We start from the raw sequence: 26,865 nt of genomic DNA on the forward strand, positions 1-26,865 counted from the left end.
CTGGTTCATCCCCACGCCCGTGGGGAACACAACCGCGTGCCGTCTTCACCACTGAACTGCATCGGTTCATCCCCACGCCCGTGGGGAACACTAATTCGAATAACGGGACCAGTGCTCAGGCGTCGGTTCATCCCCACGCCCGTGGGGAACACCGCACGAATCACGACGACGCCTAGCCCAACGACGGTTCATCCCCACGCCCGTGGGGAACACAATTGGAAATGAAGCTGAAGAACATCATTCGCCGGTTCATCCCCACGCCCGTGGGGAACACACCAACCATAACCACTTGATTCTTAAAGAACAATTCCCATCATCTTTTTCCACCGACAAATTCTTATGAAAATTCATCGTGATATGACTCGCGGGAAGCATCGTGTGCATGACCTCGCAACCGCTGGGCATGTCACCACGCGATCCCGCCGACGGGCAGCCAAGCCGCCCGCCCCACTCTCACCTCAGATCGAACCGATCCGCCTACATCACCTTCGTCCACGCCGCCGCGAAGTCGCCGCACACGAGCCTCTCGTGGCCGTCATCCTGAGCATAGGGGCGCAGCACCGGTTCGAGCCGAACACGAGATCGACGCGGGTCGCGGTCCACCTGACGGCCTCGGTCGCGCGCTCGTGCAGTCGGTAGAGGTTGCGGCCGACCGGCTCCCAGACGCTGGCCATGTCGGTGATGTCGATGAAGAAGTCGATGGTGAACGCGCCGTGCGCGCTGCCGCCGTGGTCGGTGCCGATCACGCGCAGCCAGCCCAGCAGCGCTTTCTTTCCCGCGCAGTAAGCCGCATGAGCTGTTCTCTCGGGCACGACCGCGTAGTTCCGCTTGAGCGCCGATGCGGGTCGGGCGGCCGGACATGCCGACGCGCCCGACCGGCGGGCACGCGGGGGACACGCAGTCATGACCGGGCGGTCACACGGCCAGCGCAATGGTTCAGGCGGCGCCCTTGGCCACCACTTCCGGCCCTGTCGTCACGAACCGCCCTGCCCCGAGGTGATGCAGCGCCAGCAGTCCGCCGTTGTCCTGCCTGAACTGCCATTTCCCGCCCGTGAACACGCGCGGGTCGGCCGCGGCAGCCACCACCTCGCCGAAGCAGGTGTCATAGGCCTGCTCGACATGCGGCTCGCGGATCAGCCGGCATTCGAGCCAGGCCGCGCAGCCGTGCTCGATCATCGGCAGGCCGAGCACCGGCCCTTCGGCCGCGACGATGCCGTGGCGCGCGAACTTGTCGCCCTCGGCGCCCGACTCGCTGCCGACCGCGTACACGAGATCGGCCAGCGCCGCGCCCGGCACGCAGATGCCGAAGCCGCCCGCCGCCGTCACGAGGCGGCGCGTGAAGGTGTGCTTGTCGATCACCACCGCGATGCGCGGCGGCGTGAACTCGACCGGCATCGACCACGCGGCCGCCATCACGTTGCGCCGGCCGTCATGCGCGCTGGTCACGAGCACGGTCGGCCCGTGGTTGAGCAGCCGCGTCGCATGTTCGAGCGCGACCGGCAGGAAGGCCGGTGGCATGTCAGCGCTTGCCGGCGAAGCCCGCGACGCGCTTGCCGTAGGCCTCGGCGGTGGCGAGGTCGCCCTTGGGCGGCACCACATCGGCCGGCTGGTCGCTGTCGGCCTGGGTGAACAGGCCGGTGAACGAACCCATGCGGTTGAGGTCGTCGCGCTGTGCCTTGGAGCTGTTGGCCGGCAGGATGTTGGCGCCGACCCAGACCATGCCGTGCTGCATCGCGAAGGTGACGAGCCAGTTCATGGTCGTGGCCTTGTCGCCGTTGAGCGAGGCCGAGTTGGTGAAGCCGCCGGCGATCTTGTCGGCCCAGCTGCGCACGTACCAGCGCTTGCTGCTCGCGTCGGCAAACTTCTTGAACTGCCAGGGCACGCCGCCCATGTAGGTGGGCGCGCCGAAGATGATCGCGTCGGCCGCGTCGAGCGTGGCGAACTGCTCGTCGCTCACATTGCCCTCGGCATCGACGGCAACGACGTCGACCTTGGCGCCCTCGACCTGGGCCGCGCCGGCGGCGACCGCCTCGGCCACCTTCTTCGTGTGGCCGTAACCCGAGAAATAGACGACTGCGATGCTGGCCATGCTGGCTCCTGAATCTGCTTGGGGATGGAAGAGTGCGACGCTGCAATCGCTTGCAACGCCAGCGGGCGACCGGATGGCGGATGACGCCGCCCAACCGGCGGGAAAGCCCTTTCGCCGGCCCGGACCGGAAAGTTCATTCAAATTGATTGAACCATTCGGTTCGCGCAACCTGCCGAAGGCAGCCGGCGACGGGCGCTAGTATCGACCGCCTCGGCGCGTGGCTCCAGTACCATCCGCTGCACGACTTGTTCAGGATTTTTGATCATGGCTCTCACTCTCGACGCGCTGGAGACCATCGACGCGATCGACCGGCGTGGCAGCTTCGCGGCGGCGGCCGACGAGCTGGGCCGCGTGCCCTCGGCGCTCACCTACGCGGTACGCAAGCTGGAGGACGACCTCGACGTGCTGCTGTTCGACCGCTCGGGACATCGCGCCCGGCTCACGCGCGAGGGCCGCGCGCTGCTCGACGAAGGCCGCCAGCTCATGCGCGCCGCGCGCGATCTCGAACAGCGCGTGCGCCAGCTCGCGCGCGGCTGGCCGGTGGAGATGACGCTCGCGCTCGACAGTCTGGTGCCGCTGGAGGCGCTGCTGCCGCTGGTCGAGCGCTTCGGCGCCGAGCAGCGCGCGGCCATCGGCGACGGCGCCAGCTGCGCGCCGACGCGGCTGCGCATCCTCGACGAATCGCTCGGCGGCACGCGCGACGCGCTGCTCACCGGCCGCGCCGACATCGCCATCGGCCTGCCGGCCGCGAGCGAGGGCGGCGGCGAACTGGATCTGCAGGTGCGCGCGACCGCGCCGCTGCCGCGCGCCTTCGGCAACTTCGAGACGCTGGCGCTGGGCGAAGTGGGGTGGCTGTTCTGCGTCGCGCCCGGTCATGCGCTCGCGGGCTGGCCCGGCCGGCTCACCGCCACCGAGGCTGCGCGGCATCGCATCGTGGCCGTGGCCGACAGCGCGCGCGTCCTGGCGCCGCGCAGTATCGGCATCCTGGCCGGCCAGGACGTGCTGACGGTGCCGAGCATGACGGCCAAGCTCGCAGCCCAGCTGGCCGGCCTTGGCTGCGGCTGGCTGCCGGCCTCGCTCGCACGGCCCCATGTAGACGCCGGCCGGCTGGTGGTGCTGGAACACGAGATGCCGCGCGCGCCCACGCTGCTGCTCGCGGGCTGGGCCACGCCGCTGCGCTGCAAGGCGGCCTCGCTGTGGGCCCGCATGCTGGCCGAGCCGGCCGTGCGGCGCGCGCTGGTGGGAGGCGCGGCATGAGCGGCGGCCATGTCGGGCGCTTCGCGCCCTCGCCCACCGGGCCGCTGCACGCGGGCTCGATGGTGGCCGCGCTCGCGAGCCGCGCCGACGTGCTCGCGCACGGTGGCCGCTGGCTGCTGCGCATCGAGGATGTGGACGGCCCGCGCGCCGCGCCCGGCGCCACCGACGCGATCCTGCAAGCGCTTGCAGCCTGCGGCTTCGCGCATGACGGCGAGATCGTGTTCCAGAGCCGGCGCGGCGCGGCCTATGCCGCCGCGCTCGACGGCCTGATCGCGCGCGATCTCGCCTATCCCTGCGCCTGCACCCGCGCCGAGGTCGCGCGCGAGGCCGCGCGCCGCACCGCCGACGGCGAGGCCGTGTATTCCGGCGCCTGCGCCCACGGCATCGCGCCCGAACGCGCCGGCGCGCGCGCGGCCCGCGCCTGGCGCGCGCGCATGCCCGACCGCGACATCGCCTGGACCGACCGCTGGCGTGGCCCGCAGCACGAGAACCCCGCGCGCGACACCGGCGACGTGGTGGTGAAGCGCGCCGACGGCATCTGGGCCTATCACCTCGCGGTCGTGGTGGACGACATCGCGGCCGGCGTGACCGACATCGTGCGCGGCGCCGATCTGCTGCATTCCACCGCGCGGCAGATCGCGCTGCGCGAGGCGCTCGGCGTGACGGCGCCGCTGCGCTGGCTGCATGTGCCGCTGCTGCGCGACGCCGCCGGCAACAAGCTCAGCAAGCAGACCCTGGCGCCGGCGGTGGACGTGCGCGCGCCGCTCGCGGTGCTGACGACGGCGGCGCGGGCGCTCGGGCTGGACCTGGCCGGCGAGCCGCGCACGGTGGCGGCGTTCTGGACGCTGGCGCCGGCGGCATGGGAACGGCGGCTGGCCGCGCTGCCGGAATGAGGCTCGTCACGCTGGCGACCGGGCCGGCAGGCGCCCGTCGGCGAAGTGCGTGCGCCGACGGGCGCCGCCTGCGCGCGCCGCGCCCGGTTGCCGACGCCCGATAAGCCCCGGATTGCCCCCGCTGTTCCGCGATTGCCGGCCGGCCCGCGCGCCTAGCCTTGTCGTACCGCCGTGCGCGTTCGTCCTGAACGCATCAACGGCAGCCCCGCGCCCGTCTTGAGGGCGCCCGCGCCAAGGTCGCCGCCCATGCCCGAATCCATCCTCATCGACGCCGGACACTTCGCCTGCGAGGACTGGCTCGACAGCCGTCAGTTCTACAGCCGCGCCACGCTCGACGCGCTCGACGCCCAGCGCTTCGAGCCGGTGATGCTGCGCTACGACGAGTTCCACGGCCCGCACGATCGCGGGCCGCATGTCGACATCACGCTGCACGATCCGGTCAGCGAGAAGCTGCTGTTCCTGCTCGGCCTGCCGGTGCGCGGTCACAAGCTCATTTGGCCCGGCGTGGTGGCCGGCTGGGGCGCCGACGTGCTCGGCGCGCTGAGCCTGACGGCGCTCGCGGCGCTGCATGCCACGCCCGATGCGACGCCCGGCCTGCTGATCCAGCTCGAGGATTTCGAGAAGGTCTTCCACGGCCCGATCAACGAGGTGCTCGCGGGCCGCACCGTGCCCGGGCTCATGAATCCGTGGTCGGCCACGCAGGTGCTCAAGCGCTACCAGTTCGTCGCGCCGCTGCTGTCGGGCCGCGTGCTGGAGGTGGCGCCCGGCCCCGGCCTCGGCACCGCGTTCATGCTCGGCACGAACGACCGCATCACCGAATACCAGGGCGCCGACCTCGACGGGATCGCCGTCGATCTGGCGCGGCGCGGCAACTTCGATTCGCGCGCGAGCTTTCATCGCGGTGACTTCCACGACATCGACAGCGGCTTCGACTGGGTGGTGTCGCTGGAGACGATCGAGCACACGCCCGATCCGGACGAGTTCTTCGCCGAGCTCAAGTCGCGGCTCAAGCCGACCGGCGCGATGGTGATCTCGCTGCCCGGCGAGCGCTGGCACGGTTCGCACCTGAACCCGGCGCACTGGACCAACTGGAGCTTCGAGCGCATCGACGCGCTGGTGGCCGGGCATTTCGAGCAGGTCGAGTACTTCCATTACGAGCGGCCAAGCTTCGGCGAGTGCCCGTTCGACATCGCGACGGTCAAGCCGCTGGGCGCGACGGTCGATCCGTCCTGGCAGGAAGGTTGGCTGGCGGTGCTGCGCCAGCCGCGCGAGGTGATGCCGAAGCAGCGCATCGTCGTGCGCCGGCGCGCCGCGCGCGGCGACGTGCTCCAGACCACGCCGGTCGTGCATGCGCTGCGACGCCGTCATCCGCGCGCGCGCATCGTGATGTGGACCGATGCCACCGAGGTCTATGCCGACAACCCCGACGTGGATCTGCTCGCGCTGTGCTCGTCGGGCTTCCAGCCGGCGCCGGACGATCTGCTCGTCAACCTCGACGAAGCCTACGAACGCAAGCCGCGCCAGCACATGCTGCTGTCGTATGCCGAGGCGGCCGGCGTGGCGCTGACCGACCAGCGCCTGCGCCTGCATCCGAATGCCTGGGACTACCGGCTCGCGGCGAGCGCGCTCAGCCAGAAGCCGGGGGTCGCCAACGCGGCGCGCCTCGTGGCGCTGCACATGAGCTCGACGCCCGACCGCTCCTGGCCGGCCGCGCACTGGAACCGTCTGGCCGAGCTGCTGCTGGCCGAGCCGGACGTGGGCGTGATCGTGGTGGGCGCGGGCAAGGATCACCGCCTGCCCGAGCATCCGCGCGTGCTCGATCTGGTCAACCGCATGGAGCTGCGTAGCACGGCGGTGGCCGTGGCGCTGGCCGATGTGCTCGTCGGCAGCGACTCCTTCATGCTGCATGTGGCCGGGGCGGTCGGCACCGACGCGGTCGGGCTGTACGGCATCGCCGAGCCGGTCACGCGCATTCCGGTCGGGGCCCATCAGGAAGGCATGCTTGCGCCGGTGGAATGCGCGGGCTGCCTGCATCAGGCGCCGGCGCCCAACACCAATCCGCGCTGCAAGTTCGGCCAGGCCTTCTGTCTCGAACGCATCGCACCCGAGGATGTGCTGACGGCGGCACGCAGGTCGCTGTCGGCGGCACAGCCGCATGGCTGGCGGCTGAGGCTGAGGCTCGGCGGCGCCGACGCGGTGCCGGTGCTCGGCGCCGGTGGCATCGTGATCGGGCCGCGTGACGCGGGCCAGCCCGCCCCGCCCGCGACACCGGCCGCGCCGCCGCGCCCGCGCTATCACTTCCTCACCTGGGTCGAGCCGCATGAGCAGCATCTGCTCGCCGATCTGCTCGACAGCCTCGGCAGCCAGGGCCGCGACGACTGGCATCTGACGGTGGTGGCGCCCTTCGCGTCGCCCGATCCGCTGTTCGGCGAGCTGCCGATGCTGAGCTGGGTCGAAAGCGCTCCCGAGGCCGCGATCCCGACCTTGCAAAGGCTTGCAGATCAGCGCCCGGCCGAGAACTGCGTGGTGCTGCCGGCGGGCTTCCGCGTCGGGCCGCTGGGGCTGGATCAGGTCATCAACCAGCTGGCCGAGGTCAAGCCCGGCCCGGTGGCGATGGCCTGAGAGGGATCAGCGCTTGTAACCGCCGAGCAGCAGCCCGACGTTCTGCTTGCGCTTGATGGCCGATGTCGCGGCCGGCTTATCGGCCTCGGACTCGGCCTTTGCGGCGGCGACGCTCGCGCCCGACGGCTCGTAGGGCTTGAGGAAGAACTCGTCCACCGGCGCGCCACGGCCGTGCCGGATGCCGTGACCCGTGGCGCCATGTGAACGCGCCGGGCGATCGCCACGGCTGTCGTCGCGGTCTGCGCGCGGCGGGCGAGCATCGTCGCGCGGCGCGCGAGCGTCGTCGCGCGCGGGACGGGCACCATCGGCGCGGCCGGCCGGGCGCTCGTCGCCGAAGCGCTCGCGCGCCGGCAGCCTGAGCGCCTCGCGCTTGAGCGGCGACTTGATGAGCTTCTCGATGTCGGCCATCGAGCGCTCCTCTTCCGGCGAGCAGAAGGAGATCGCATCGCCCGTCGCGCCGGCGCGGCCCGTGCGGCCGATGCGGTGCACGTAGTCCTCGGCGTTGTAGGGGATGTCGAAGTTGATGACCGCCGGCAGCGCCGAGATGTCGAGGCCGCGCGCGGCCACGTCGGTGGCGACCAGCACCTCGATCGTGCCGGCCTTGAAGTCTTCGAGCGCCTTGGTGCGCTCGGCCTGGCTGCGGTCACCGTGGATCGCGGTAGCCGGAATGCCGTCGCGCTCCAGCAACCGCGACAGGCGGCCCGCCCCGAGCTTCTTGTTGACGAAGACGATCACCTGCTTCAGCTCGCGCTCGCGCAGCACCTGCACCAGCGCGCGATGCTTGTCGGGTTCGGCCACGGCGTAGACCGTCTGCGTGACGTTCTCGTTGGTCGAGTTGCGACGCGCGACTTCGATCGTGGCCGGATCGCGCAGGAAGCTGCGCGCGAGCTTCTTGATGTCATCGGAGAAGGTGGCCGAGAACAGCAGCGTCTGCCGGGACTGCGGCAGCAGGTTCACGATGCGCTGGAGGTCGGGCAGGAAGCCCATGTCGAGCATGCGATCGGCCTCGTCGAGCACGAGGATCTGCACCTGCGACAGGTTGATCGACTTTTGCTGCACGTGGTCGAGCAACCGGCCCGGCGTGGCGATGACGATCTCGACGCCCGCGCGCAACGCTTCGATCTGCGGCCGGATGTCGACGCCGCCGAACACGACGGCGCTGCGGAGTTGCGTGTGTTTCGCGTAAGTGGCGACGTTGTCGGCGACCTGATCGGCCAGCTCGCGCGTCGGCGCGAGGATGAGCGCACGCACCGGATGGCGCGCCGGCGAGACGCTCGCGCTTTGGGTGGGAACGAGCCGTTGCAGGATCGGCAGCGAGAAGCCGGCGGTCTTGCCGGTACCGGTCTGCGCTGCGCCCATCAGGTCGCGGCCCTGGAGCGCGATCGGAATGGCCTGCTGCTGGATGGGAGTGGGCGTGGTGTAGCCCTGTTCGACGATGGCGCGAAGGATCGCGGCGTCGAGCCCGAACGTACTGAAGTCGGGCTGTGCGCCTTCTGGCGCAGTCGTGGTGGCTTGATTCATGAGGTGACCATTCTAGCGGAGCGATCGTGTCGTCCGCCGCTGGCAGCGCGCAGCAATATGGCGCGCATCAAAGACAAACGGCGCGCATCCGTGTGATGCGCGCCGTCTGATGAGGAGCCCCGCCAGAACCGCTAGACCGTCATCCCGAACCGTGAGGTTCAGGGGGCCACAGTCAACCAACTCTTAGGTTCAACCAGCCGAAGCCAGTCAATCTCACCGAATCGGCAATTTCCGCAGCCAGGGTAAACAAACATTGGTTCAAGGAGTGTTTGGCCTTGGCGAGAACGGCAGGGCAAACCGGAAATCCTGGCAAGCCGCATCAGCTCCTGCTGAAGTCGTCTTGCAGATGAATCTTCGTCTTGCGTGAAGCCAGTATGCCAGCAAACGCGATCACTGCAAGCCGGAAACGACCGTCGATCCCCCGATGCTCAGTCGAACAGATCGGGCGAATGCGGCGTTGACAACGTGGGCCGCGTGCCGGCCACCATGAACTGTTCGATGCGATCGTTGACCACGGCGACCGCCTGATCGAGTTCGTTGGCGGCCGCGGCGTCGAAGGTGACATCGCTTGCAGCAGCGCCCATCGCGACGGCAGTCTCGGCGATCGCCGCGCGCGCCCGCGCCTCGGACGCAATGGCCTCGGCGGCGGCGATGCGGGCTTCGGCCGCAGCGACGGCCTCGCGCGCCGCGATCAGTTCCTGTGCCAGCGACAGCGATGCCATCACGGCGATGCGATCCATCGCCGACAGCTTTCCGTGCGCACGGATCATCGTCATCTTTTCATCGACGATCTCGCAGCACTCGAACAGCGACGCCTTCTCGTCCGGTTCGCAGACGAAGGCGTATTCGCGGCCCATGATCTTGACCGTCACCTTTTCGGCATTGAGCTTCACGAGACGTGCTCCGGCTGCAAGGGATCGTGGCGGTTGGCGGGCAGACGATCGATCAGCGCCTCGACGCGCGCACGCGCCGCCGCCAGCCGCTTTTCGAGGCTGGCGCGACTGGCTTCGCTTTCTCCGAGGCGCTGGCGCAATTCGGCGTTCTCGCGCTCCAGGGCCTCGGCGCGTTCGAGCAGACGCTCGGAATTGCGCAGCAAGGCCATGCAGGCAGCGGGAGAAACGCCCGGGTTGGAAAAATCGGAATCCGACATGTGGACCGGTCCTGCTGGCGTCGACTTGGCCGGTAATGGTAGCGGCTTTCGCAGCGCAGCAACCTTCGCGCAATCGCGCGGAGTGAACGCTGCGCAATCGCTGACGAACGGTCAGAGACCGTAGCTGTCGTCGTCGGCCGTGCCCTTGCGCATGGCCGATTCGATACGCGCCCGGGTGAGCTGCGGCGACAGCAGGTGCAGGAACTTGACCGCGTAATCGCGCAGGTAGCTGCCTTGGCGGATCGCCATGCGCAACACGTTCTCGCCGAACAGATGGCCAGCCGGAAGCGCGACGAGATTGCTGTCGCGCACCGGGTCGTAGGCCATCTCGGCAATGATCCCGATGCCGAGGCCCAACTCGACATAGGTCTTGATGACGTCGGAATCGATGGCTTCGAGCACGATCTGCGGCTCGACGCCACGACGCGCGAAGGCGGCGTCGATCTTGGGTCGGCCCGAGAACGTGTGCTCGTAGGTGATGAGCGGCTGGGCCGCCACCTGCTCAAAATGCAGATGCTCGACAGAGGCAAGGGCATGCTCGCGCGGCACCAGCACGACGTGACGCCACTGGAACAGAGGCAGCGTGACCAGTTCCGACTGCTCGGACAACACCTCGGTCGCGATACCCAGATCTGCCCGGCCGTGCATGACGTATTGCGCCACATGTCCCGGATCACCTTGCAGCAGCTTGAGCCGCACGCCCGGAAAGATCTCCTTGAACTGGGCGATCACCTTGGGAAGCGTGTATCGCGCCTGGGTGGCGGTGGTGGCGATAACCAGCGTGCCGTGATCCTGGGCGGCGAAATCGTCGGCAATGCGGCGGAGATTCTCGATTTCCATCAGCACGCGCTCGACGCTGCCAATGACCATTTCGCCCGGCGGCGTGAGTCCGATGATGCGCTTGCCGCGCCGCACGAAAATCTGGAATCCGAGTTCATCCTCGAATTCGATGATCGCCTTGGAAACACCGGGCTGGGACGTGTAGAGCGCATTTGCCACTGCCGTCAGATTGAAATTCTGACGAACGGCTTCGCGCACGTAACGCAATTGATGGAGATTCATGGATTATTGGAGGCGGCCGTATTCGTTGCTTTAAGCATAGGGCCAAAAAAGAAAGGGCGCTGACTCTCATCAGCGCCCTGAAATAGGCAGCTATTGCTGCCTCTCCTCCTCCTCACGAACTCTTGTCTGCAACGACTTGGAACGGAGTCTATTGAGGCCCCCCCTTGCTCAACATTGGGACAAGCCCTAGGGATTTCTTCCCGGTGCTTCGAGCGCGGGATTGACCGCCGACAATGCGCTTTCTCCGACCTGCCGACCGATCAAGTTGATTACGAAAAAGACGCTCGTCTCGGGCATGTTCTGGTCCGCCGTGCGCGTGTGGGGCACGCGGGTGACGACCCTGGTGGTGTTCATGGTGCTGGCGCGGCTGCTCGCGCCGGATGCGATCGGCACGGTCGCGCTGGTCACTACCTACACGCAGATCATCTGGACGCTGCTGAGCGCGGGCCTGGCTGAGTACCTCATCCAGGCCAAAACGCGCGATCCGCACCGCGAGGCGGCGGCGTTCTGGGTGCAGGTGGGCGCGGCGACACTGATCGCCGCGCTGCTCGTTGTCTTCCGCGAGCCGGCGGCAGCGCTGCTGCTGGCTGACGCGCCCGATCGCGTGCCGCTGCTACTGGTGATGGCGGCGCTCATTCCGCTGCAATCGATGCCGCAGGTGGCCGAGGGCGTGCTGCGACGCGAACTGGCGTTCAAGGCGCTGGCGATGCGCTCGACCGTCATCGCCTTCGCGGGCGGGGCGACGGGCGTGGGCCTGGCGCTGGCCGGCTGGGGCGTGTGGTCGCTGATGGCCAAGCTTGTGGTCGAGGCGGTGCTGGATGTGGTGGTCGTGTTCTGGAGCGCGCGCTGGCATCCGTTCCGGTCGTGGTCGCTGGCGGCGCTGGCGCCGGCACGCGGATTCGTGGCGGCGATGTTCGGCACGCGCGTGGTCGAGCTGATCCAGTCGCGCTCGGATGCGCTGATCGTGCAGGCCTTTCTCGGCACGGCGGCGCTCGGCTACTACTCGACCGGACTGCGGCTGTTCCAGATCTGCTACGAGCTGCTCGGCGGCATGACCTGGCAGGTGTCGGTGCCCTTCCTGTCGCGGCTGAAGGAACAGCCGGAGGAATTCCGCCGCGTGGCGCTGCGGCTGGGCGCGGTGCTGAGCCTGGTGGCCATTCCCGGCTTCGGGCTGCTGGCGATCGTGGCGCCGGACATCGTGCCGGTGGTGTTCGGCGAGAAGTGGCGCGCGGCGGCGCCGGTGCTGGCGATCTATGCGCTGGCCGGCCTGCCCTTCGGCGCGGTGCATTTTTTGCAGGTGGCGCCGATCGCGCTGGGGCGGTCGGCGTCGTACTTCCACATCACGGCGGTGACGGCGGCCTGCGTGGTGGCGGGCGCCTTCGCGGGTGTGCGGTACGGGCTGGAGGCGGTGGCGCTGAGCGGCGTGCTGGCCGAGGTGGTGCAGGTGGCGCTGGTGCTGCGCAATTCGCGCGGGCTGCTCGGCATCGGGCCGGCGGCGGTGCTGCGCAGCCAGCGCGTGCCGATGCTGGTGGGCGGACTGGCGCTGGCGGCGGCGGCGCTCGCGCTGTGGGCGGCGCAATCGGCCGGCACGTCGCTGCGGCTGGCGGCGGCCTTCGGCAGCTTCGGCGTGGTGTATGCGCTCGCGCTGCTCACGCTGTCGCCAGAGGCGATCGGCTTCCTGCGCGAGCTGCGCGGCGGAGTCAGCAGCTCACGAGCACAGGCGCCGGAGTCAGGGGCCTGATCGGCTCCTGCATGCCGCATAGCAAGGTGAGCGCCGTGAGGGTCTTGAGGCCCGAGGTGTCGATGATCTTGTCGCCAACGCTGGCGACGGCATCGGCACGCGGCAGCAGGCAGTCGAGCGCGGCGCGGTCGAAGATGGCCGAGGTGGCGGCACGCGCGGCATCGGCCTCGGCCCGCACGGCGCGCCAGCCGGCATTGTTGAAGTCGTACACGCGGGCGTAGTAGCGCTGCTCGGCGGCCGGCTTGAGGCGTTGCAGCAGCCGGGCCGGATCGAGCTTGCGCCTGACCTTGCCGAACAGGCTCTCGACCATCGGCGCGGTCTGGGCCGAGTTGCGATCGAGCGGCAGGCGCGCGAGCGCGTCGAAGCGGGTGCGCAGCAGCTCGCGCTGCGCGGCGCGTCGGTACAGCGGCGCGTGCGGCATGCCGGCCACGAGATCGAGCAGCTCCCGGTCGATGAAGGGCAGCAGCGGCATCGCGCCGAGCGACATGCGCCACGCGACCGCGCCCACATGGCCGCGCTCGCGGTGGCGCAGCTCCCACAGCCAGATGCGCTGGAAGGGCTCGCCGGGCACCTGATCCCAGGCGTCGCGCATCTCGGCGAGAGCCTGGTCGACCACGCGCTGGCCGCCGGCCGGCGCGAGCAACCGGGCCACGGCCTCGGGCGGCATGCCCCAGCGGTTCATGTAGTTGAAGCGCGCCTCGAAAGCGGTGCGGTCGCTGACGCCCGGCTCCCAGGTGTCGTCGGCCATGACGGCGTCGCCGAGCAGGCCGGTCGCGAGCCGCGCGCCGCTCGCGGCGACCACGGGCAGCGCGTTCCACCAGGACAGATCGGGGATGCTGGTATCGACATGCTCCAGCCCGACCTGCATGCGCGCGAGCGCCGGGAAGGCGGCGAAATCGACCGGCACCGGCTGGTGGGCGATACCGAGCGCGCGCGCGACGGGCCGCGCGCATTGCATCTCGTAGTCGTCGGCGTCGCCGAGAGTGAGCGCGCCGCGCAGATCGGCGCCCACGCGTTGCAGATAGCCCGCGACGAGCCGCGAATCGAGCCCGCCCGACAGCGACAGCACGACGGGGCCGGTCGCGGCGAGCCGGCGCGCGACGCGCTCCAGGCAGGCATCGAACAGATCCACGCATTCGGCGTCGCTGCGGCCGAAATGGCGGTCGGACGGGACAAGCCAGGCCGGCTCGGTCTCGGTCGCCGCCTTGCCCGGCAGACGCGTGAACAGCCCGCCCGACCTCAGTCGGCGCACGCCGGCGAGCGTGGTGCGGCCGCCGCGTCCATGCACCGTGAGCAGCGAGTTGGCGACACCGACCGGATCGCATTCCCGGCTGCCGAGCGGATGGCGGCCGAAAGGCATGAGCGAGCTGGCGACGATCGTGACTTCGCCGCGCGCGAGCCAGTAGAGCGGGAACAGGCCGAGCGTGTCGGTGCCGGCGTGGATCTCGCCGCTGGGGCCGAGCAGCAGCGCGGCGTAGAAGCCGTTGCGGCCGGTGAGGCAATCGACCGGCTCGGACAGGCAGACGCTCGCTGGCGTGGGCAGCGGCGCATCGACGCCGAACAGCTGGCCGAACACGATGCCGAGCCGGCCATCAGGAGCGAGCGCCACGTCGACCGGGGCGGTTCGGGCGGTAGCCCAGAGCACAAGCGTGCTGCCGTGCTCGCGCTCGCCCGTGACCATCGACGCGAGCGGGGCGAGACGCGGCCGGATCGCCTCGGCGAAGGCCCGGCGGCGCTGCGGGTCCGGATCGGACACGACGACAAAGTGGGTCATTGTTGTTGGCCGCAGGCGACGCGGAGCGCACCCGCCGTGATGAAAATTGGCTGAAAGGCTGGCGGAATCTTGCACACCAGCGATTTCTGGTTTACGGCCGCCGACCCGTCAGCCGTAGTGCGATTGGACACAAAACGACGCGATCGCATCCAGCACCTGGTCAACCTCGCCGACGGTTGGCGCCAGTTCGATGCGCATGCGGGGATGACGCCGTCGCAATTCGTCCAGCAGCAGCGGCAGGTCGCGGCGGATGTGGCCGCCCTGGCCCAGGAAAGCGGGCACCAGCGTGATGCGCGCGATGCCCTCCGCCGAAAGCTCGGCGACAGCCTCGGGCAGGCTCGGCTGCATGAGTTCGAGGAAGGCCAGTTCGACGCGCAGGCCCGGCGCGCGGGCGCGCACCCGCTCGACCACCGAGCGCAGCGGATCGGCCCAGCGCGGATCGCGCGCGCCGTGGGCGAAGAGGATGAGAGCGTCGTCGTTCATGGTGAGCCGGAATCAGTGCCGCGAGACCCAGCGCAACCAGCCGGCCGCGATCAGCAGCGCCAGCAGGCTCGGCGCGGCGGCTGGCAGCCAAGCCGGCCAGCCGTTGAGCAGGCCGAGGTGGGCCGAGAGGTTGTTGAGGAAGTGGAAGGCGATGCCGATCATGATCCCGGCGAAGATCTTCACGCTTACCCCGCCGGAGCGGGTGTGAAGGTAGGCGAAGGGCAGCGCGAGCAGCATCATCACCGCGACAGTGATGGGATCGACGATCTTCTTCCACAGCGCCAGTTCGTACTTGAGCGAGCGCTGGCGTGTGAGCTTGAGATGCTCGACGTAGTTCCACAGCGCCATCACCGACATGTTCTCGGGCTTGAGGAAGGCCGACGACACGATGCTCGCGTCGAGCGTGGTCGGCCACAGGCGCTCCGCCTCGTGCACGACCTCGCTGCGCCAGGCGAGTTCGGGGCGGGTGGCCGGCGTGATCGCGTCCGTGGCAAGGCGCGCGGCAGTGGCCGAGGCGGCGTGGCCGGCGGCGCCGGCAGCTGACGCGGCGGCTACCGGCGCCTTGGCCGCCGCGCCGCGCGTGCTCAGCCGCGTCTCGGTGATGTCGCGCAGGCGCCAGCCCGAGGCGGCGGGCGAATCGTCGCGCTCGAAGCGCGCGCTCTTCGCCTCCGCGAACGATTGCAGCCGCATCGCGTCGTCGAACTCGTACAGGCGCACGCCGGCGAGGCTGCCGTCGGCCAGCACCTCGCGCGCGTTGACGAAGCGCACGCCGGTCGGGCGGCCGTCGGGGTCGAACACCACGTCCTTGATCCAGAAGCCCGAGCGCAGGTCGGTGGACGCCGCGCGGCCGAGCAGGCCGAGGCGCAGCTTCTCGGCCGTGATTTCGGCCATCGGCGCGACGTACTCGCCGACCGCGAAGGTGATGCCCACGAGCAGCAGCGCCGCGCCCAGCACCGCGCGTACCGCGCCGAGCGGCGACAGCCCCGCCGCCCGCATGATCGTGAATTGCGACCCGGCCGCGAGCTGGGCCAGCGCGGTGATGGTGCCGATCAGCGCCGACAACGGCAGCAGCAGCCGCAGCGTGGAAGGCATCTGCAAGGCGACGTAGACGAGCGCGTGATGGAAGCGGTAGCCCGCGCGGCCGACGTCATCCATCTCCTGCAGCAGGTCGAGGAAGAAGAACAGCGCCACGAGCGCGAACAGCACGAGCGCGATCGAGCCCCAGATCTGTCGGGCGAGGTAGCGGCGCAGGATCACTTGCAGCCCCCGCCCAGGCGCACGCGCCAGGTCCGAAGCGAGAAGGGATCGAGCTTCGCCGACGAAGACCGACGCGCGAACATCAGCGCGATCAGTCCGGCCACAAGCGCGTGCACGAGCCACACGCCGAGGCCGAAATGCAGCCGCCCGCCACCGACCATCGCCTGCGTCAGCGACAGCAGCTGCCAGTAGATGACGTACAGCAGCACCGCGAAGATCAGGTTGGCCGAGCGCCCCGCGCGCGGATTGACGAAGGCCAGCGGGATGGCGAGCAGCACGAGATTGAGCGCGAGCAGCGGCAGGCCGATGCGCCAGAGCAGCTCGCCGCGCGCCTTGGGCGTGGTGTCGGCGGCGAGCTGGGCGGCGGTCATGGTGCGGGCGTCGCTGCCGGGCGGCGCGAACTGCACCGCGCGCGATTCGAGCCGGATCGCGTAGCTGTCGAACTCGCCGATCGAGCCGTCGGCATGGCCGGTCTCGAAGGCGTAGCGGCGGCCCGGGCCGAGCACGAGGTAGCGCTCGCCGCCCTCGCGGGTTTCGACATGGCCGTCGCGCGCCACGATCATCGTCGTGGTGTCGCCGTCGCGCAGCGCCGCGAACACGTTGGTGACGAGGCGGGCCACGGCGTCGAAATCCTCGACGAAGAACACGCGGTCGCGGCCGGCGGTCTCGATGAACTGGCCCGACGCCACCTTGGAGATGTCGTCGCGCTGCTCGAAGCGGGCCGCGACCTCGCGCGCCTGCTGGTTGGCCCAGGGCGACACGAACATCGAGAACGCGAGCACCAGCGCGATCCACGGCGCGGCAAATCTCAGCACCGGCCGGATGAAGCCGCGCAGCGACACGCCGCACGAGAACCACACGACCATCTCGCTGTCGGCATACATGCGCGTGAGAACGAGCAGCGTGGAAATGAACAGCGTAACCACCAGCAGCATCGGCAGCACGTTGAGCACCGCGAAGCCGATGAGCAGCACGACGGCATCCGCTCCGGCCTTGCCTGCTGCGGCCTGACCTAGAATCCGGATGAGTGTCGTCGTGATGACGATGGTCACCAGCGTGATGAAGACACCGGTGGCCGAGGCGACCAGTTCCTTGCGCAGCGCGCGTTCGAAGATCATCAGGCGGGGGAGCGATGCGTGCACGCTTGCAGGCCTTGGTGCCTGCCCGGTCCAGGACGGACCCGCACACGGATCGAAGCAATGGGGAATCCAATGAAATTTAGCATGAAGGTCGGCAAGCCCGAGACCGTCGCGGCCGACTGCGTCGTCGCCCTCGTCCACACGGGCGGCGCGCTCGGCATCGCCGCGCAGGCGCTTGATGCCGCGACCGGCGGACTCGTCGCCGCGGCCGTCAAGAGCGGCGACATCTCCGGCAAGCCGGGCAGCACGCTGCTGCTGCGCGGCCTGCCCGGCATCGAGGCTCAGCGCGTGCTGCTGGTGGGCGCCGGCGAGGCCGGCAAGCTCGACGCCAAGACCTTCGGCAAGGCGATCGGCCCCGGCGTCAAGGCGCTGCTCGCCACCGGCGCGAAGAGCGTCGCCTTCGGCCCGGCCGAAGCCCTCGCCGACCGCGATGCCGCCTGGGCGGTGCAGCAGATCGTCGTCGCGCTGCGCGACGCGACCTACCGCTTCACGCAGTTCAAGAGCGACAAGGGCGAGGACGCCAAGCTCGCCAGCGTGTTCTTCCTCGCCACCGACGACGAGAAGGAAGTGAAGGCCGCGATCGCCGCCGGCGTGGCGCTCGCCAACGGCATCGAGCTGACCAAGACGCTCGGCAACCTGCCCGGCAATGTCTGCACGCCGACCTACCTGGCCGAGACGGCCGAGGGCATCGCCAAGGAATTCAAGGGCAAGCTCAAGATCGAGGTGCTGGAGCGCAAGGACATCGAGGCGCTCGGCATGGGCAGCTTCCTGAGCGTGACTGCGGGCACGGTCGAGCCGCCCAAGTTCATCGTCCTCAACTACGCGGGCGGCGCGAAGAAGGCCGCGCCCGTCGTGCTCGTCGGCAAGGGCATCACCTTCGACACCGGCGGCATCAGCCTCAAGCCGGGCGAGGCGATGGACGAGATGAAGTACGACATGTGCGGCGCCGGCAGCGTGCTCGGCACCTTCCGCGCGCTCGTCGAACTGGGCCTCAAGCTCAACGTGGTCGGCCTGATTCCCACCTGCGAGAACATGCCCTCGGGCACGGCGACGCGGCCGGGCGACATCGTCAAGTCGATGAGCGGCCAGACGATTGAGATCCTCAATACCGACGCCGAGGGCCGCCTCATTCTCTGCGACGCCCTCACCTATGCCGAGCGCTTCAAGCCGGCGGCCGTGGTGGACATCGCCACGCTCACCGGCGCCTGCATCATCGCGCTCGGCGGCGTGAACAGCGGCCTGTTCAGCAAGAACGACGAGCTGGCCGACCAGCTTCTCGCCGCCGGCAAGACCATGCTCGACCCGGCCTGGCGTCTGCCGCTCGACGACGAGTACCAGGAGCAGCTCAAGAGCAACTTCGCCGACATGGCCAACATCGGTGGCCGGCCAGCCGGCTCGGTGACGGCGGCGTGCTTCCTGTCGCGCTTCACCAAGGCCTACGACTGGGCCCACCTCGACATCGCCGGCACCGCCTGGAAGGGCGGCGCGGCCAAGGGCGCGACCGGCCGTCCGGTGCCGCTGCTGATCGAGTTCCTGCGCCAGCGCGCGGCGGCCTGACCGCCCGCGTCCACGGGGCCGGGCGTTCGCGTCCGGCCCGCAACCTGTTCCGCCACCGATGACCGAAGTCCACTTCTACACCGGCGTCGCCGACCCGATGCGCTATGCCTGCGAGCTGATCCGCCGGGGCGTGGCGAAGGGCCGGCGCCTCGTCGTGCATGACGCCGATCGCCAGCGCCTCGCACGCTTCGACCAGGCGCTGTGGACTTTCGAGCCGCTCAGCTTCATTCCGCACGTCGCGGCCGGCGACGCGCTCGCGCCGCGCACGCCGGTCATCCTCACGCCCGACGGCGACGCGGGGCCGGAGGCGCTGCCGCATCACGAGGTGCTCGTGAATCTCGGCGGCGAGCCGAAGTTCTTCTCGCGCTTCGACTTCCTGATGGAGATCGTCGGGCGCGATCCGGCCGATGCCGAGGCCGGCCGGCGGCGCTGGAAGTTCTACAAGGACCGGGGCTACCGCCTCGAACACCACCCGCAGGAAAACAAGCGCTGAAACGCGCCCGCCCGCCATGGTCTACAGCCTCTTCCACCGCCGCCACGACGACGACGCGATCCCGGTACTGACCGAGATCATCGAGACGCCCGAGGCCGGTACGCCGGCGGCGGACGGATCGGCGCCCGGCGGGGTTGCCGATGCCGGCGCGATACCGGCGGCAGGCATGGATGCCCCTGCCGCGCTCCAGATCGCCGCCCCCGAGGACGGCGCGGCCTCCGAAGCGCCGACGCACGCGACGGCCGAGGCCGAAGCCACAGCCGAAACCCAGCCGGAAGCCGAAGCCGGCCTCCCCGCCTCCCGAGGCGCCGACTCCCCGCTCGACGCGCCCGCCCCCGTGGCGCTTGCAGAGCCGGGCGACTACGACCCCGACGATCTGCCGGTGATGACCGAGCCGATCGCCTCGCCGCTCATGGCCTTCGCGCCGCGCCCGGCCTTCGGCGCGTCGCGGGAAGCCCTCGGCGCCAGCGCCACGCACGCCGTGCCGGCGCCCGAACCCGACGCCGCCGTCACCGACCGCCCCGCCGACGCCGCCAGGAGCGACGAACTGCTCCCGCCGCTCGACATCGCCGGCGGCGAAGCCGCCTTCGCGTCCCTTCTCACGCCGCACATCCGTCCGCTGCCGACCGCGCTCACCGACCTTGGCGCGCGAGCCGCCGGCGCCAACGAGCCCGCCACGGCTGACGCCCCGCGCCCCACCGAGGCCGACATCCGCGCCCGGGCCGAGGCCAGCCTGCGCGCCGAGGCCGACGAACTCGCCGTCCGCTTGCGCGACGACCTCCTCGCCCGGCTGCGCCCGCGCCTCGGCGACCTGCTCGACCAGCGCATCGCCGAAGCCGTCGGCGACGTGCTCGCCGCCGAGCTGCCGCGCCTGCATGCGCGCATCGAGGCAGCGCTCGTCAGCGCGGTCGGCGATCTGGTCGCGCATGCCGTCGCCGACGAACTCGACCGCCTCGACAAGCCGGCCCCGCCCGACGCCTGACCTTGTCCGCAGGGGTACGCGCCCGCCGCGGCGGGGTATCGCGGGCCGCGCCGGCATCCGCGCCGCGAGCCAGACGCCGCTTCCCGACCGCCCGCCCGGCGCCGCGCCCACCCCGCTCCCTATAATTCGCGGTCCGTTTTCCGCCGTCGGTCGGGCCGGCAACCGCGCAGACCGCGCGCCGCCCGTCCGCCGGCGACGCCCGCACCCACGACAACCACGCGCCCGGCGGCATCCGCCCGTCGAGGCCGAACATCAAGCGTCAAGCGACGCCATCCCACATGACCGCGCCCGATTCCCAGAAGCCAGCGTCCGCCAACGACCTCGCCAAGTCCTTCGAACCGCAAGACATCGAAAAGCGCTGGGCACCGCGCTGGGAGGCGCTCGGCGCCGCCAGCGCCCGCGTCGTCGAAGGCCGGCCCGACTTCGCCATCCAGCTCCCGCCGCCCAACGTGACCGGCGTGCTGCACATGGGCCATGCGTTCAACCAGACGATCATGGACAGCCTCACGCGCTGGCACCGCATGCAGGGCCACAACACGCTGTGGGTGCCGGGTGTGGACCACGCCGGCATCGCGACGCAGATCGTCGTCGAGCGCCAGCTCGACCAGCAGAAGATCTCGCGCCACGACCTCGGCCGCGACAAGTTCCTGGAGAAGGTCTGGGCCTGGAAGGAGCACTCGGGCGGCACGATCACGCAGCAGATGCGCCGCGTCGGCGCCAGCGTGGACTGGAACCATGAGTACTTCACGATGGACGCGAAGTGCTCGAAGGTCGTCACCGAGGTGTTCGTGCGCCTGCACGAGCAGGGCCTCATCTATCGCGGCAAGCGCCTCGTCAACTGGGATCCGGTGCTGAAGACCGCCGTGTCCGACCTCGAAGTCGTGAGCGAGGAAGAGGACGGCAAGCTCTACCACCTGCGCTATCCGCTCGCCGACGGCAGCGGCCAGCTCGTCGTCGCCACCACCCGGCCCGAGACCATGCTCGGCGACACGGCCGTCATGGTGCATCCCGAGGACGAGCGCTACGCCCACCTCATCGGCAAGATGGTCAAGCTGCCGCTGACCGACCGCGAGATTCCCGTCATCGCCGACGACTACGTCGACCGTGAATTCGGCACCGGCGTGGTGAAGGTCACGCCCGCGCACGACTTCAACGACTACCAGGTCGGCCAGCGCCACGGTCTGCCGATGATCAGCGTGCTCACGCTCGACGCCACCATCAACGACGAGGCGCCCGAGAAGTACCGCGGCATCGACCGCTTCAAGGCGCGCGAGCAGGTCATGGCCGACCTCGACGCGCTCGGTCTGGTCGAGAAGGTCGAGCCGCACAAGCTCAAGGTGCCGCGCGGCGACCGCACCGGCGTCGTGATCGAGCCGATGCTGACCGACCAGTGGTTCGTCGCGATGACCAAGCCCGCGCCCGAAGGCACGCGCTTCCCCGGCAAGAGCATCACGGAAGTCGCGACCGAAGTCGTCGCCGACGGCCGCGTGAAGTTCGTGCCCGAGAACTGGACCAGCACCTACAACCACTGGATGAACAACATCCAGGACTGGTGCATCTCGCGCCAGCTCTGGTGGGGCCACCAGATTCCGGCCTGGTACGGCGCGGGCGGCGAGGTGTTCGTCGCGCGCGACGAGGCCGAGGCGAAGGCCAAGGCGGCGGCGGCCGGCTACACCGGCGAACTCACGCGCGAGAGCGACGTGCTCGACACCTGGTTCAGCTCGGCGCTCGTGCCCTTCAGCACGCTCGGCTGGCCCGAGGAGACGCCCGAACTCGCGCACTTCCTGCCGTCGAGCGTGCTGGTCACGGGCTACGAGATCATCTTCTTCTGGGTCGCGCGCATGGTCATGATGACCATGCACTTCACGGGCAAGGTGCCGTTCGAGACCGTGTACATCCACGGCATGGTGCGCGACGCCGAGGGCAAGAAGATGAGCAAGTCGGAGGGCAACACGCTCGATCCGGTGGACCTCATCCAGGGCATCGACATCGACGCGCTCGTCGCCAAGAGCACGACCGGCCTGCGTCGCCCGCAGGACGCGCCCAAGATCGAGAAGCGGGTGCGCAAGCAGTTTGCCGAGGGCATGCCGGCCTACGGCGCCGACGCGCTGCGCTTCACGATGGCCAGCTACGCGACGCTCGGCCGCAACGTCAACTTCGACACCAAGCGCTGCGAGGGCTACCGCAACTTCTGCAACAAGCTCTGGAACGCGACGCGCTTCGTGCTGATGCAGATCGAGGGCCTGAACGATTACGACCGCGGCGTCGAGAGCTGCGCCGACCACGACTGCGGCCCCGGCGGCTACAACGACTTCGGCCCGGCCGATCGCTGGATCGCCTCGCGCCTGCAACGCGTCGAGGCCGAGGTGGAAGCCGCGTTCAAGGAGTTCCGCCTCGACAACGTGGCCAGCGCCATCTACCAGTTCGTATGGGACGAGTACTGCGACTGGTATCTCGAACTCGCCAAGGTCCAGCTCCAGACCGGCACGCCCGAGCACAAGCGCGGCACCCGCCGCACGCTGCTGCGCGTGCTCGAAACCGTGCTGCGGCTCGCGCATCCGGTCATTCCCTTCGTGACCGAGGAGCTGTGGCAGAAGGTCGCGCCGCTCGCGGGCTACCCGCTGGCCGACGACGCGACGATCATGCTGGCCGCCTACCCGGTCGCAAACCCGGCCAAGATCGACGAGACGAGCGAGGCCTGGGTCGCGCGGCTGAAGGCGCACATCGACGGCTGCCGCGCGCTGCGCGGCGAGATGGGCCTGTCGCCGGCCGAGCGCGTGCCGCTCATTGCCGCCGGCGAGACCGACGAGGCGCAGGCCGAACTCAAGGCTTTCGCGCCCTATCTGCAAGCGCTTGCAAAGCTGAGCGAGGTGCAGGTCGTCGCGGCGCTGCCGGCCGACGCGAACGCGCCGGTGCAGGTGGTGGGCACGAACCGGCTGATGCTGCACATCGAGATCGATGTCGAGGCCGAGAAGGTTCGTCTGGCCAAGGAGATCGCGCGGCTCGAAGGCGAGATCGGCAAATGCACCGGCAAGCTCGGCAACGCGAGCTTCGTCGATCGCGCGCCGCCCGCCGTGGTGGCGCAGGAACGCGAGCGGCTCGCCGGCTTCAGCGCCACGCTGGAGAAGGTGCGCGAGCAGCTCGCGAAGCTGGGCTGATCGCCGCCGCGCCGCCCGCCATGCGCCGCCGTCCCGAACGCGACAGCACCGCCAGCCTGCCCCGCGCGCCGGCGGGCGTTGCCCGGGGTAGCGCCGGCTCGCGGCTGGTGCCCCCTCGCCTGCGGGTGGCCGTGCTGGTCTGCGCGCTCGTCGGCGCCGTCATGCCCGCCCTCGCCGCCGACGCCCTCCCGCCGGTGCGCACGCAAGGGCTGCTGCGCTGGACCAGCGGCGGCATCGGCCTCGACGAATCGAAGGCGATGCGCGCCGAGATGGGCAAGTGGCCGGTGTCTCTGATGTTCACCCAGCGCAGCGGCGGTCGCGCCGCCTACGCGAGCGACACGCATGTGGTGGTGACCGACACGGCGGGCAACAGCCTCATCGATGCCACCGCCGACGGGCCCTTCATGCTCATCGACCTGCCGCCGGGCCAGTACCAGCTGTCGGCCACGCTCGACGGACGCGAGCAGATCCGCGCCCTCGACGTACAGGCGGGCAAGCCGATCAAGCTCAACCTCGACTGGCAGTAACCCCGCCGGGCAAGCACCGATGGCCTCGCGCCGGCCGGCGGCGCAGCTTGCAGTCGCGCGCCGGGCCGGCTGTCCGCCACGTCCTGCAAGCGGATCACCGCAGGGATGACGGCATCGCTCCGGGCCGACGCGCACATTCACCTCCATCGACCTCGGAGGAAGGCGCCATGAACCCGTCACGCATTCCGGCGGCAGCCCGCGCCGGCAACCGCCACGCCCGCGACAGCGCCCTATCCGTGCGCTATGCCGTTGTCGGCGCCGGCTGGATCGCCCAATCGGCGCTGATGCCGGCCGTCGCGCACACCGGCAATTCGCGGCTGTCCGCCGTCGTCACCGGCGACCTGCGCAAGGCACGCGAACTCGGCCGGCATTACGGCATCGCCAGCCATGCCTATGCCGACTACGACTGGCTGCTCGAAAGCGGCGACATCGACGCGATCTACCTCGCGCTGCCCAACTTCATGCACCGCGACTTCGCGGTGAAGGCGCTCGACGCCGGCATCCACGTGCTGCTCGAAAAGCCGATGGCCACGAGCGAGGCCGATTGCGCCGCCATCCTCGAAGCCGCGCGCCGCTCGACCGCGAAGCTGATGATTGCCTACCGCCTGCACTTCGAGCCTGCGACGCTGGAGGCGTTGCGCCTCGTGCGCGCGGGCGAACTGGGCGAGGTGCATCTGTTCTCATCGGTGTTCGCACAGCAGGTGCATGCGGCCAATCACCGCGCGCATCACGGCTTCTGGGCCGGGCCGGTGGCCGACATGGGGCCGTACCCGATCAACGCGGCGCGCGCCGTGTTCGGCGCCGAGCCGGAAGAAGTGATGGCCGTCGGCACGCGCACGCCCGGCGCGGGCTTCGATTTCGACGACACGGTGAGCGCGACGCTGCGCTTTCCGGGCGGACGGCTGGCGCAGTTCTGCGTCAGCTACGCGGGCAATCCGGTGGACCAGTACCGCATCGTCGGGACGAAGGGCGATCTGGAGGTGAATCCGGGCTTCATGTTCGGCATGCCGCTCGGCCATGTGCTGCGCAAGGGCCAGGAAGCGGTGTCGACGACCTTCGACGAGACCGACCAGTTCGGCGGCGAGCTGAAGTACTTCAGCGATTGCATCCTGAACGACCGCCTGCCCGAGCCCGACGGCGAGGAGGGTCTGGCGGACGTGCGCGTGATCGCGGCGATCGAACGCGCGCTGACGACCGGCCGGCCGCAGCGCCTCGCGCCGCTCGACCGCGAGCGCCGACCCGATCCGGCGCAGAAGATGACACTGCCGCCGGTCGAGCAGCCCCAACTGGTGGACGCGGCGGCCCCGTAATCGCACGTGGGCCCGGCGCCACAAGCACGGCCCCGCTCGCGCCGCGAGCGGGCGGGCCAGTCGGCGCGCCCGCCGTGCGGCCTCAACCCGGCGCGTGATCCTTCGCGCCGGTCTTGCTCAGCAGCAGCTCGTTGACGGCCATCGCGAATTCGCGCCAGGCGGCCGCGAGGTCACGCACGATCACGTCGATGTAATCGGCCTGGGGCTTGGCCTCGTCGGGGAAATTCGACATCGCGCAGGAGGTGCGGTTGAACGCGATCGCCGCGTCCAGCATCGCCTTGCTGAAGCCCGCAAAGGCGCCGAGCGCGAGCGGCGTGAGGCTCGACTTGCCCTGCACCACCATGCCGGTCACGTTACCAAGGTCGGTTTCCTCCAGCCGCGCGAGCGCCTCGCTGTACACCTGCTCGACCGCGCCGAGCACCGCGCGCTGGAGCAGCTGCTCCGACTGCTGGGTGCTCATGAGCTGATGCAGCAGCTTCTTGTAGCGCTCGGGTGCCGAGGCGCGCTGGATCGTGACCCAGGTGGCGAACTCGGTGAAGGCGGCGGGGCGTTCGTCGGTCATGGCGGCTCCGGTGCTGGTGGCGGGACGCGCGGCGGGCAGCGCGCGCAGGATGCGGGCGGCGGCTTCGAGCGCGCCTTCCATGTGACCGGCGCCATAGCTCGCGCTCTCGGTGCCGCCGAAGTGCAGCCGGCCGTCCCACCAGGCGCGGCGCAGCATCGCGTCGCCATACACCGGCGGCCCGTCGTTGAAGCTGGCCTTGTCGGCCTCGCTCGCGGTGAAGCGCTCGGTCGACCAGTCCTGGTAGTTGAGCTTCTCGCTGTCGGCCGCGACGCCGAACACCTGCACCATCTGGCTCGACACCAATAGCGACAGGCCGGCGCGGATCGCGGTGCGCACCTCGGGCGGCAGCGCCACGAAGCCGCCGAGAGCGGCGGTGCTCGCGTCGGCATCGCAGGCGTCGAAGATCTCGTGGAGCATGACCTGGGCATGGCTGACGAAGGCATTGCCCGACTGGCCGGCGTCGCGCCAGAAGGCGGTCGGGTACTCGACCACGGCCTTGGCCTGGTCGGCCATCCAGGTGCGCGTCGCGGCGAGCGAGGCGGCGAGCGCCTCGGGCAGCGCGGGCGAGAAGCTCACGTCCTGGGCCACGAGGCGCGGCGGCAGCGCGAACACCACGCGTTTCGCGCTCACGCTGCGGTCGATGCCGCCGGCGCGGATGCCCAGCTCGACGTGGTCGCCGTGATCGACGACCGAGACGATCTGGCTGCCGAATTCGATCGAACCCGCCGGCAGCCGCGCCGCCAGCGCCTCGACCAGCCGCACGCTGCCGCCGACGATGCGGCGCGCGCCGCCGTGCACACCCGAGTACTCGGCCGGCTCGGCAGCCTTGTTGGGGTCGTCGAGCTTGAGCACGGTGCCGCTGTCGTGCTGCGGGAAGCTGGCCAGACCGAGCTCATCCAGTCGGCGCGCGATGCGCGGCTCGGTATCGGGCCAGAACCAGGTTGGTCCGAGATCGAGCGCGCCGCCGCTCGCGGCGGGCTTCGTCAGCACCCGGCCGCCGATGCGGTCGCGTGCCTCGAAGACGGTGAAGCTGGCGCCGAGCGCTTGCAGGCGCGCGGCGAGTTCGAGTCCGCAGACTCCGGCGCCGACGATGGCGGTGTCGATCATGCCCATGCTCCATTGAGAGGGTTGCGCTGGGTGCCGAGGTGCAAGCTCCGTTCCCGTGGTCAAGAAGCGCGCCAGGACGCGACTTTCACCTAGGGAAACACGGTTGCGCTGGATCAAGCATCACGCAATCGGGTGACAAACCATGGCGCGTTTGTCGGGTTCGGCACAAAGCGCGGCTGGC

General features: G+C 69.9%; 22 protein-coding genes, 1 other RNA gene and 1 CRISPR repeat array. Of the genes, 10 read left to right on the forward strand and 13 right to left on the reverse strand.

The window, feature by feature from the left end; translation table 11 throughout:
* The first annotated feature begins 2 nt into the window (after nucleotides 1-2).
* A CRISPR array of direct repeats spans nucleotides 3-274; the repeat unit is 28 nt; unit sequence GGTTCATCCCCACGCCCGTGGGGAACAC.
* A gap of 208 nt (nucleotides 275-482) precedes the next feature.
* The 3 genes from H566_RS29230 to H566_RS0119945 all read right to left on the reverse strand — a co-directional run bounded on the left by H566_RS29230 (nucleotide 483) and on the right by H566_RS0119945 (nucleotide 2,089).
* Complete coding sequence (locus H566_RS29230; protein ID WP_156924510.1) at nucleotides 483-812, reverse strand: hypothetical protein; 330 nt, start codon at nucleotides 810-812, stop codon at nucleotides 483-485.
* Between the two features lie 124 nt (nucleotides 813-936).
* Nucleotides 937-1,518, reverse strand: coding sequence for a flavin reductase family protein (locus H566_RS0119940; RefSeq protein WP_028312818.1), 582 nt, complete (start codon nucleotides 1,516-1,518; stop codon nucleotides 937-939).
* A 1-nt stretch (nucleotide 1,519) separates the two neighbouring features.
* A complete protein-coding gene (locus H566_RS0119945) occupies nucleotides 1,520-2,089 on the reverse strand; it encodes a flavodoxin family protein (protein ID WP_028312819.1) in 570 nt (189 codons plus the stop codon).
* 264 nt (nucleotides 2,090-2,353) lie between these two features.
* Here H566_RS0119945 and H566_RS0119950 point away from each other — a divergent pair, with 264 nt between their 5' ends.
* The 3 genes from H566_RS0119950 to H566_RS0119960 all read left to right on the forward strand — a co-directional run bounded on the left by H566_RS0119950 (nucleotide 2,354) and on the right by H566_RS0119960 (nucleotide 6,861).
* Entirely contained in the window at nucleotides 2,354-3,346 is a 993-nt protein-coding gene (locus tag H566_RS0119950) for a LysR family transcriptional regulator (RefSeq protein ID WP_028312820.1), read from the forward strand.
* The gene (gene gluQRS / locus H566_RS0119955) at nucleotides 3,343-4,239 is read left to right on the forward strand and encodes a tRNA glutamyl-Q(34) synthetase GluQRS (protein WP_028312821.1); all 897 of its coding nucleotides are present in this window, start codon (nucleotides 3,343-3,345) and stop codon (nucleotides 4,237-4,239) included. Before H566_RS0119950 ends, gluQRS begins: the two co-directional genes overlap by 4 nt.
* Before the next feature lie 246 nt (nucleotides 4,240-4,485).
* Nucleotides 4,486-6,861: a glycosyltransferase family 9 protein gene (locus tag H566_RS0119960; RefSeq protein WP_028312822.1), complete on the forward strand. Its 2,376-nt coding sequence runs from the start codon at nucleotides 4,486-4,488 to the stop codon at nucleotides 6,859-6,861.
* A 6-nt stretch (nucleotides 6,862-6,867) separates the two neighbouring features.
* Here the strand turns inward: H566_RS0119960 and H566_RS26620 are convergent, their stop codons facing one another.
* From H566_RS26620 to H566_RS0119980, 5 genes are all read right to left on the reverse strand, one after another.
* The gene (locus tag H566_RS26620; protein ID WP_034412273.1) at nucleotides 6,868-8,382 is read right to left on the reverse strand and encodes a DEAD/DEAH box helicase; all 1,515 of its coding nucleotides are present in this window, start codon (nucleotides 8,380-8,382) and stop codon (nucleotides 6,868-6,870) included.
* 112 nt (nucleotides 8,383-8,494) lie between these two features.
* A non-coding RNA gene (gene ssrS / locus H566_RS28615) (6S RNA) lies at nucleotides 8,495-8,679 on the reverse strand.
* A 131-nt stretch (nucleotides 8,680-8,810) separates the two neighbouring features.
* Entirely contained in the window at nucleotides 8,811-9,275 is a 465-nt protein-coding gene (locus H566_RS27780) for a cell division protein ZapA (protein ID WP_051379052.1), read from the reverse strand.
* A complete protein-coding gene (locus tag H566_RS0119975; RefSeq protein WP_028312823.1) occupies nucleotides 9,272-9,484 on the reverse strand; it encodes a hypothetical protein in 213 nt (70 codons plus the stop codon). Before H566_RS0119975 ends, H566_RS27780 begins: the two co-directional genes overlap by 4 nt.
* A 159-nt stretch (nucleotides 9,485-9,643) precedes the next feature.
* Nucleotides 9,644-10,594 (reverse strand): CysB family HTH-type transcriptional regulator, encoded by a 951-nt coding sequence (locus H566_RS0119980; RefSeq protein WP_028312824.1) that lies wholly within the window; start codon nucleotides 10,592-10,594, stop codon nucleotides 9,644-9,646.
* Nucleotides 10,595-10,859: 265 nt separating this feature from the next.
* Between H566_RS0119980 and H566_RS0119985 the strand changes: the two genes are divergently transcribed.
* Nucleotides 10,860-12,335, forward strand: a complete 1,476-nt coding sequence (locus H566_RS0119985) for a lipopolysaccharide biosynthesis protein (RefSeq protein ID WP_156924511.1) — start codon at nucleotides 10,860-10,862, stop codon at nucleotides 12,333-12,335.
* On the opposite strand, the gene H566_RS0119990 is transcribed toward H566_RS0119985, so the two are convergent.
* The 4 genes from H566_RS0119990 to lptF form a co-directional block, all read right to left on the reverse strand.
* The gene (locus tag H566_RS0119990; protein WP_028312826.1) at nucleotides 12,295-14,109 is read right to left on the reverse strand and encodes an asparagine synthase-related protein; all 1,815 of its coding nucleotides are present in this window, start codon (nucleotides 14,107-14,109) and stop codon (nucleotides 12,295-12,297) included. The genes H566_RS0119985 and H566_RS0119990 overlap by 41 nt on opposite strands.
* A gap of 108 nt (nucleotides 14,110-14,217) precedes the next feature.
* Nucleotides 14,218-14,592: a sirohydrochlorin chelatase gene (locus H566_RS0119995; RefSeq protein WP_028312827.1), complete on the reverse strand. Its 375-nt coding sequence runs from the start codon at nucleotides 14,590-14,592 to the stop codon at nucleotides 14,218-14,220.
* Between the two features lie 12 nt (nucleotides 14,593-14,604).
* Nucleotides 14,605-15,849, reverse strand: a complete 1,245-nt coding sequence (gene lptG / locus H566_RS29530; protein WP_034412276.1) for an LPS export ABC transporter permease LptG — start codon at nucleotides 15,847-15,849, stop codon at nucleotides 14,605-14,607.
* Entirely contained in the window at nucleotides 15,846-16,991 is a 1,146-nt protein-coding gene (lptF, locus tag H566_RS0120005) for an LPS export ABC transporter permease LptF (protein WP_156924513.1), read from the reverse strand. Before lptF ends, lptG begins: the two co-directional genes overlap by 4 nt.
* Nucleotides 16,992-17,048: 57 nt before the next feature.
* Between lptF and H566_RS26630 the strand changes: the two genes are divergently transcribed.
* The 6 genes from H566_RS26630 to H566_RS0120035 all read left to right on the forward strand — a co-directional run bounded on the left by H566_RS26630 (nucleotide 17,049) and on the right by H566_RS0120035 (nucleotide 25,015).
* A complete protein-coding gene (locus H566_RS26630; RefSeq protein WP_156924514.1) occupies nucleotides 17,049-18,545 on the forward strand; it encodes a leucyl aminopeptidase in 1,497 nt (498 codons plus the stop codon).
* A gap of 58 nt (nucleotides 18,546-18,603) precedes the next feature.
* On the forward strand, nucleotides 18,604-19,038 hold the full coding sequence (locus tag H566_RS0120015; RefSeq protein ID WP_028312830.1) for a DNA polymerase III subunit chi: 435 nt from the start codon (nucleotides 18,604-18,606) through the stop codon (nucleotides 19,036-19,038).
* A gap of 16 nt (nucleotides 19,039-19,054) precedes the next feature.
* Entirely contained in the window at nucleotides 19,055-20,020 is a 966-nt protein-coding gene (locus tag H566_RS0120020) for a hypothetical protein (protein ID WP_028312831.1), read from the forward strand.
* A gap of 278 nt (nucleotides 20,021-20,298) precedes the next feature.
* Complete coding sequence (locus tag H566_RS0120025; RefSeq protein WP_028312832.1) at nucleotides 20,299-23,178, forward strand: valine--tRNA ligase; 2,880 nt, start codon at nucleotides 20,299-20,301, stop codon at nucleotides 23,176-23,178.
* A gap of 20 nt (nucleotides 23,179-23,198) precedes the next feature.
* A complete protein-coding gene (locus H566_RS0120030; protein ID WP_051379053.1) occupies nucleotides 23,199-23,705 on the forward strand; it encodes a carboxypeptidase-like regulatory domain-containing protein in 507 nt (168 codons plus the stop codon).
* A 167-nt stretch (nucleotides 23,706-23,872) separates the two neighbouring features.
* Nucleotides 23,873-25,015, forward strand: coding sequence for a Gfo/Idh/MocA family protein (locus H566_RS0120035; protein WP_051379054.1), 1,143 nt, complete (start codon nucleotides 23,873-23,875; stop codon nucleotides 25,013-25,015).
* Nucleotides 25,016-25,097: 82 nt separating this feature from the next.
* On the opposite strand, the gene H566_RS0120040 is transcribed toward H566_RS0120035, so the two are convergent.
* Nucleotides 25,098-26,684, reverse strand: coding sequence for a flavin monoamine oxidase family protein (locus H566_RS0120040; RefSeq protein WP_028312835.1), 1,587 nt, complete (start codon nucleotides 26,682-26,684; stop codon nucleotides 25,098-25,100).
* Nucleotides 26,685-26,865 lie beyond the last annotated feature (181 nt).

Source organism: Derxia gummosa DSM 723 (genome assembly GCF_000482785.1).
GTDB lineage: Bacteria > Pseudomonadota > Gammaproteobacteria > Burkholderiales > Burkholderiaceae_E > Derxia > Derxia gummosa.

Excerpts from the sequence above, each read along its gene's own strand:
- H566_RS0119940 (WP_028312818.1), bottom strand. The coding sequence starts at position 1,518 with ATGCCACCGGCCTTCCTGCCGGTCGCGCTCGAACATGCGACGCGGCTG.
- H566_RS0119945 (WP_028312819.1), bottom strand. The coding sequence starts at position 2,089 with ATGGCCAGCATCGCAGTCGTCTATTTCTCGGGTTACGGCCACACGAAG.
- H566_RS0119950 (WP_028312820.1), top strand. The coding sequence starts at position 2,354 with ATGGCTCTCACTCTCGACGCGCTGGAGACCATCGACGCGATCGACCGG.
- gluQRS (WP_028312821.1), top strand. The coding sequence starts at position 3,343 with ATGAGCGGCGGCCATGTCGGGCGCTTCGCGCCCTCGCCCACCGGGCCG.
- H566_RS0119960 (WP_028312822.1), top strand. The coding sequence starts at position 4,486 with ATGCCCGAATCCATCCTCATCGACGCCGGACACTTCGCCTGCGAGGAC.
- H566_RS26620 (WP_034412273.1), bottom strand. The coding sequence starts at position 8,382 with ATGAATCAAGCCACCACGACTGCGCCAGAAGGCGCACAGCCCGACTTC.
- H566_RS0119975 (WP_028312823.1), bottom strand. The coding sequence starts at position 9,484 with ATGGCCTTGCTGCGCAATTCCGAGCGTCTGCTCGAACGCGCCGAGGCC.
- H566_RS0119980 (WP_028312824.1), bottom strand. The coding sequence starts at position 10,594 with ATGAATCTCCATCAATTGCGTTACGTGCGCGAAGCCGTTCGTCAGAAT.
- H566_RS0119990 (WP_028312826.1), bottom strand. The coding sequence starts at position 14,109 with ATGACCCACTTTGTCGTCGTGTCCGATCCGGACCCGCAGCGCCGCCGG.
- H566_RS0119995 (WP_028312827.1), bottom strand. The coding sequence starts at position 14,592 with ATGAACGACGACGCTCTCATCCTCTTCGCCCACGGCGCGCGCGATCCG.
- H566_RS26630 (WP_156924514.1), top strand. The coding sequence starts at position 17,049 with ATGGGGAATCCAATGAAATTTAGCATGAAGGTCGGCAAGCCCGAGACC.
- H566_RS0120015 (WP_028312830.1), top strand. The coding sequence starts at position 18,604 with ATGACCGAAGTCCACTTCTACACCGGCGTCGCCGACCCGATGCGCTAT.
- H566_RS0120020 (WP_028312831.1), top strand. The coding sequence starts at position 19,055 with ATGGTCTACAGCCTCTTCCACCGCCGCCACGACGACGACGCGATCCCG.
- H566_RS0120025 (WP_028312832.1), top strand. The coding sequence starts at position 20,299 with ATGACCGCGCCCGATTCCCAGAAGCCAGCGTCCGCCAACGACCTCGCC.
- H566_RS0120030 (WP_051379053.1), top strand. The coding sequence starts at position 23,199 with ATGCGCCGCCGTCCCGAACGCGACAGCACCGCCAGCCTGCCCCGCGCG.
- H566_RS0120035 (WP_051379054.1), top strand. The coding sequence starts at position 23,873 with ATGAACCCGTCACGCATTCCGGCGGCAGCCCGCGCCGGCAACCGCCAC.
- H566_RS0120040 (WP_028312835.1), bottom strand. The coding sequence starts at position 26,684 with ATGATCGACACCGCCATCGTCGGCGCCGGAGTCTGCGGACTCGAACTC.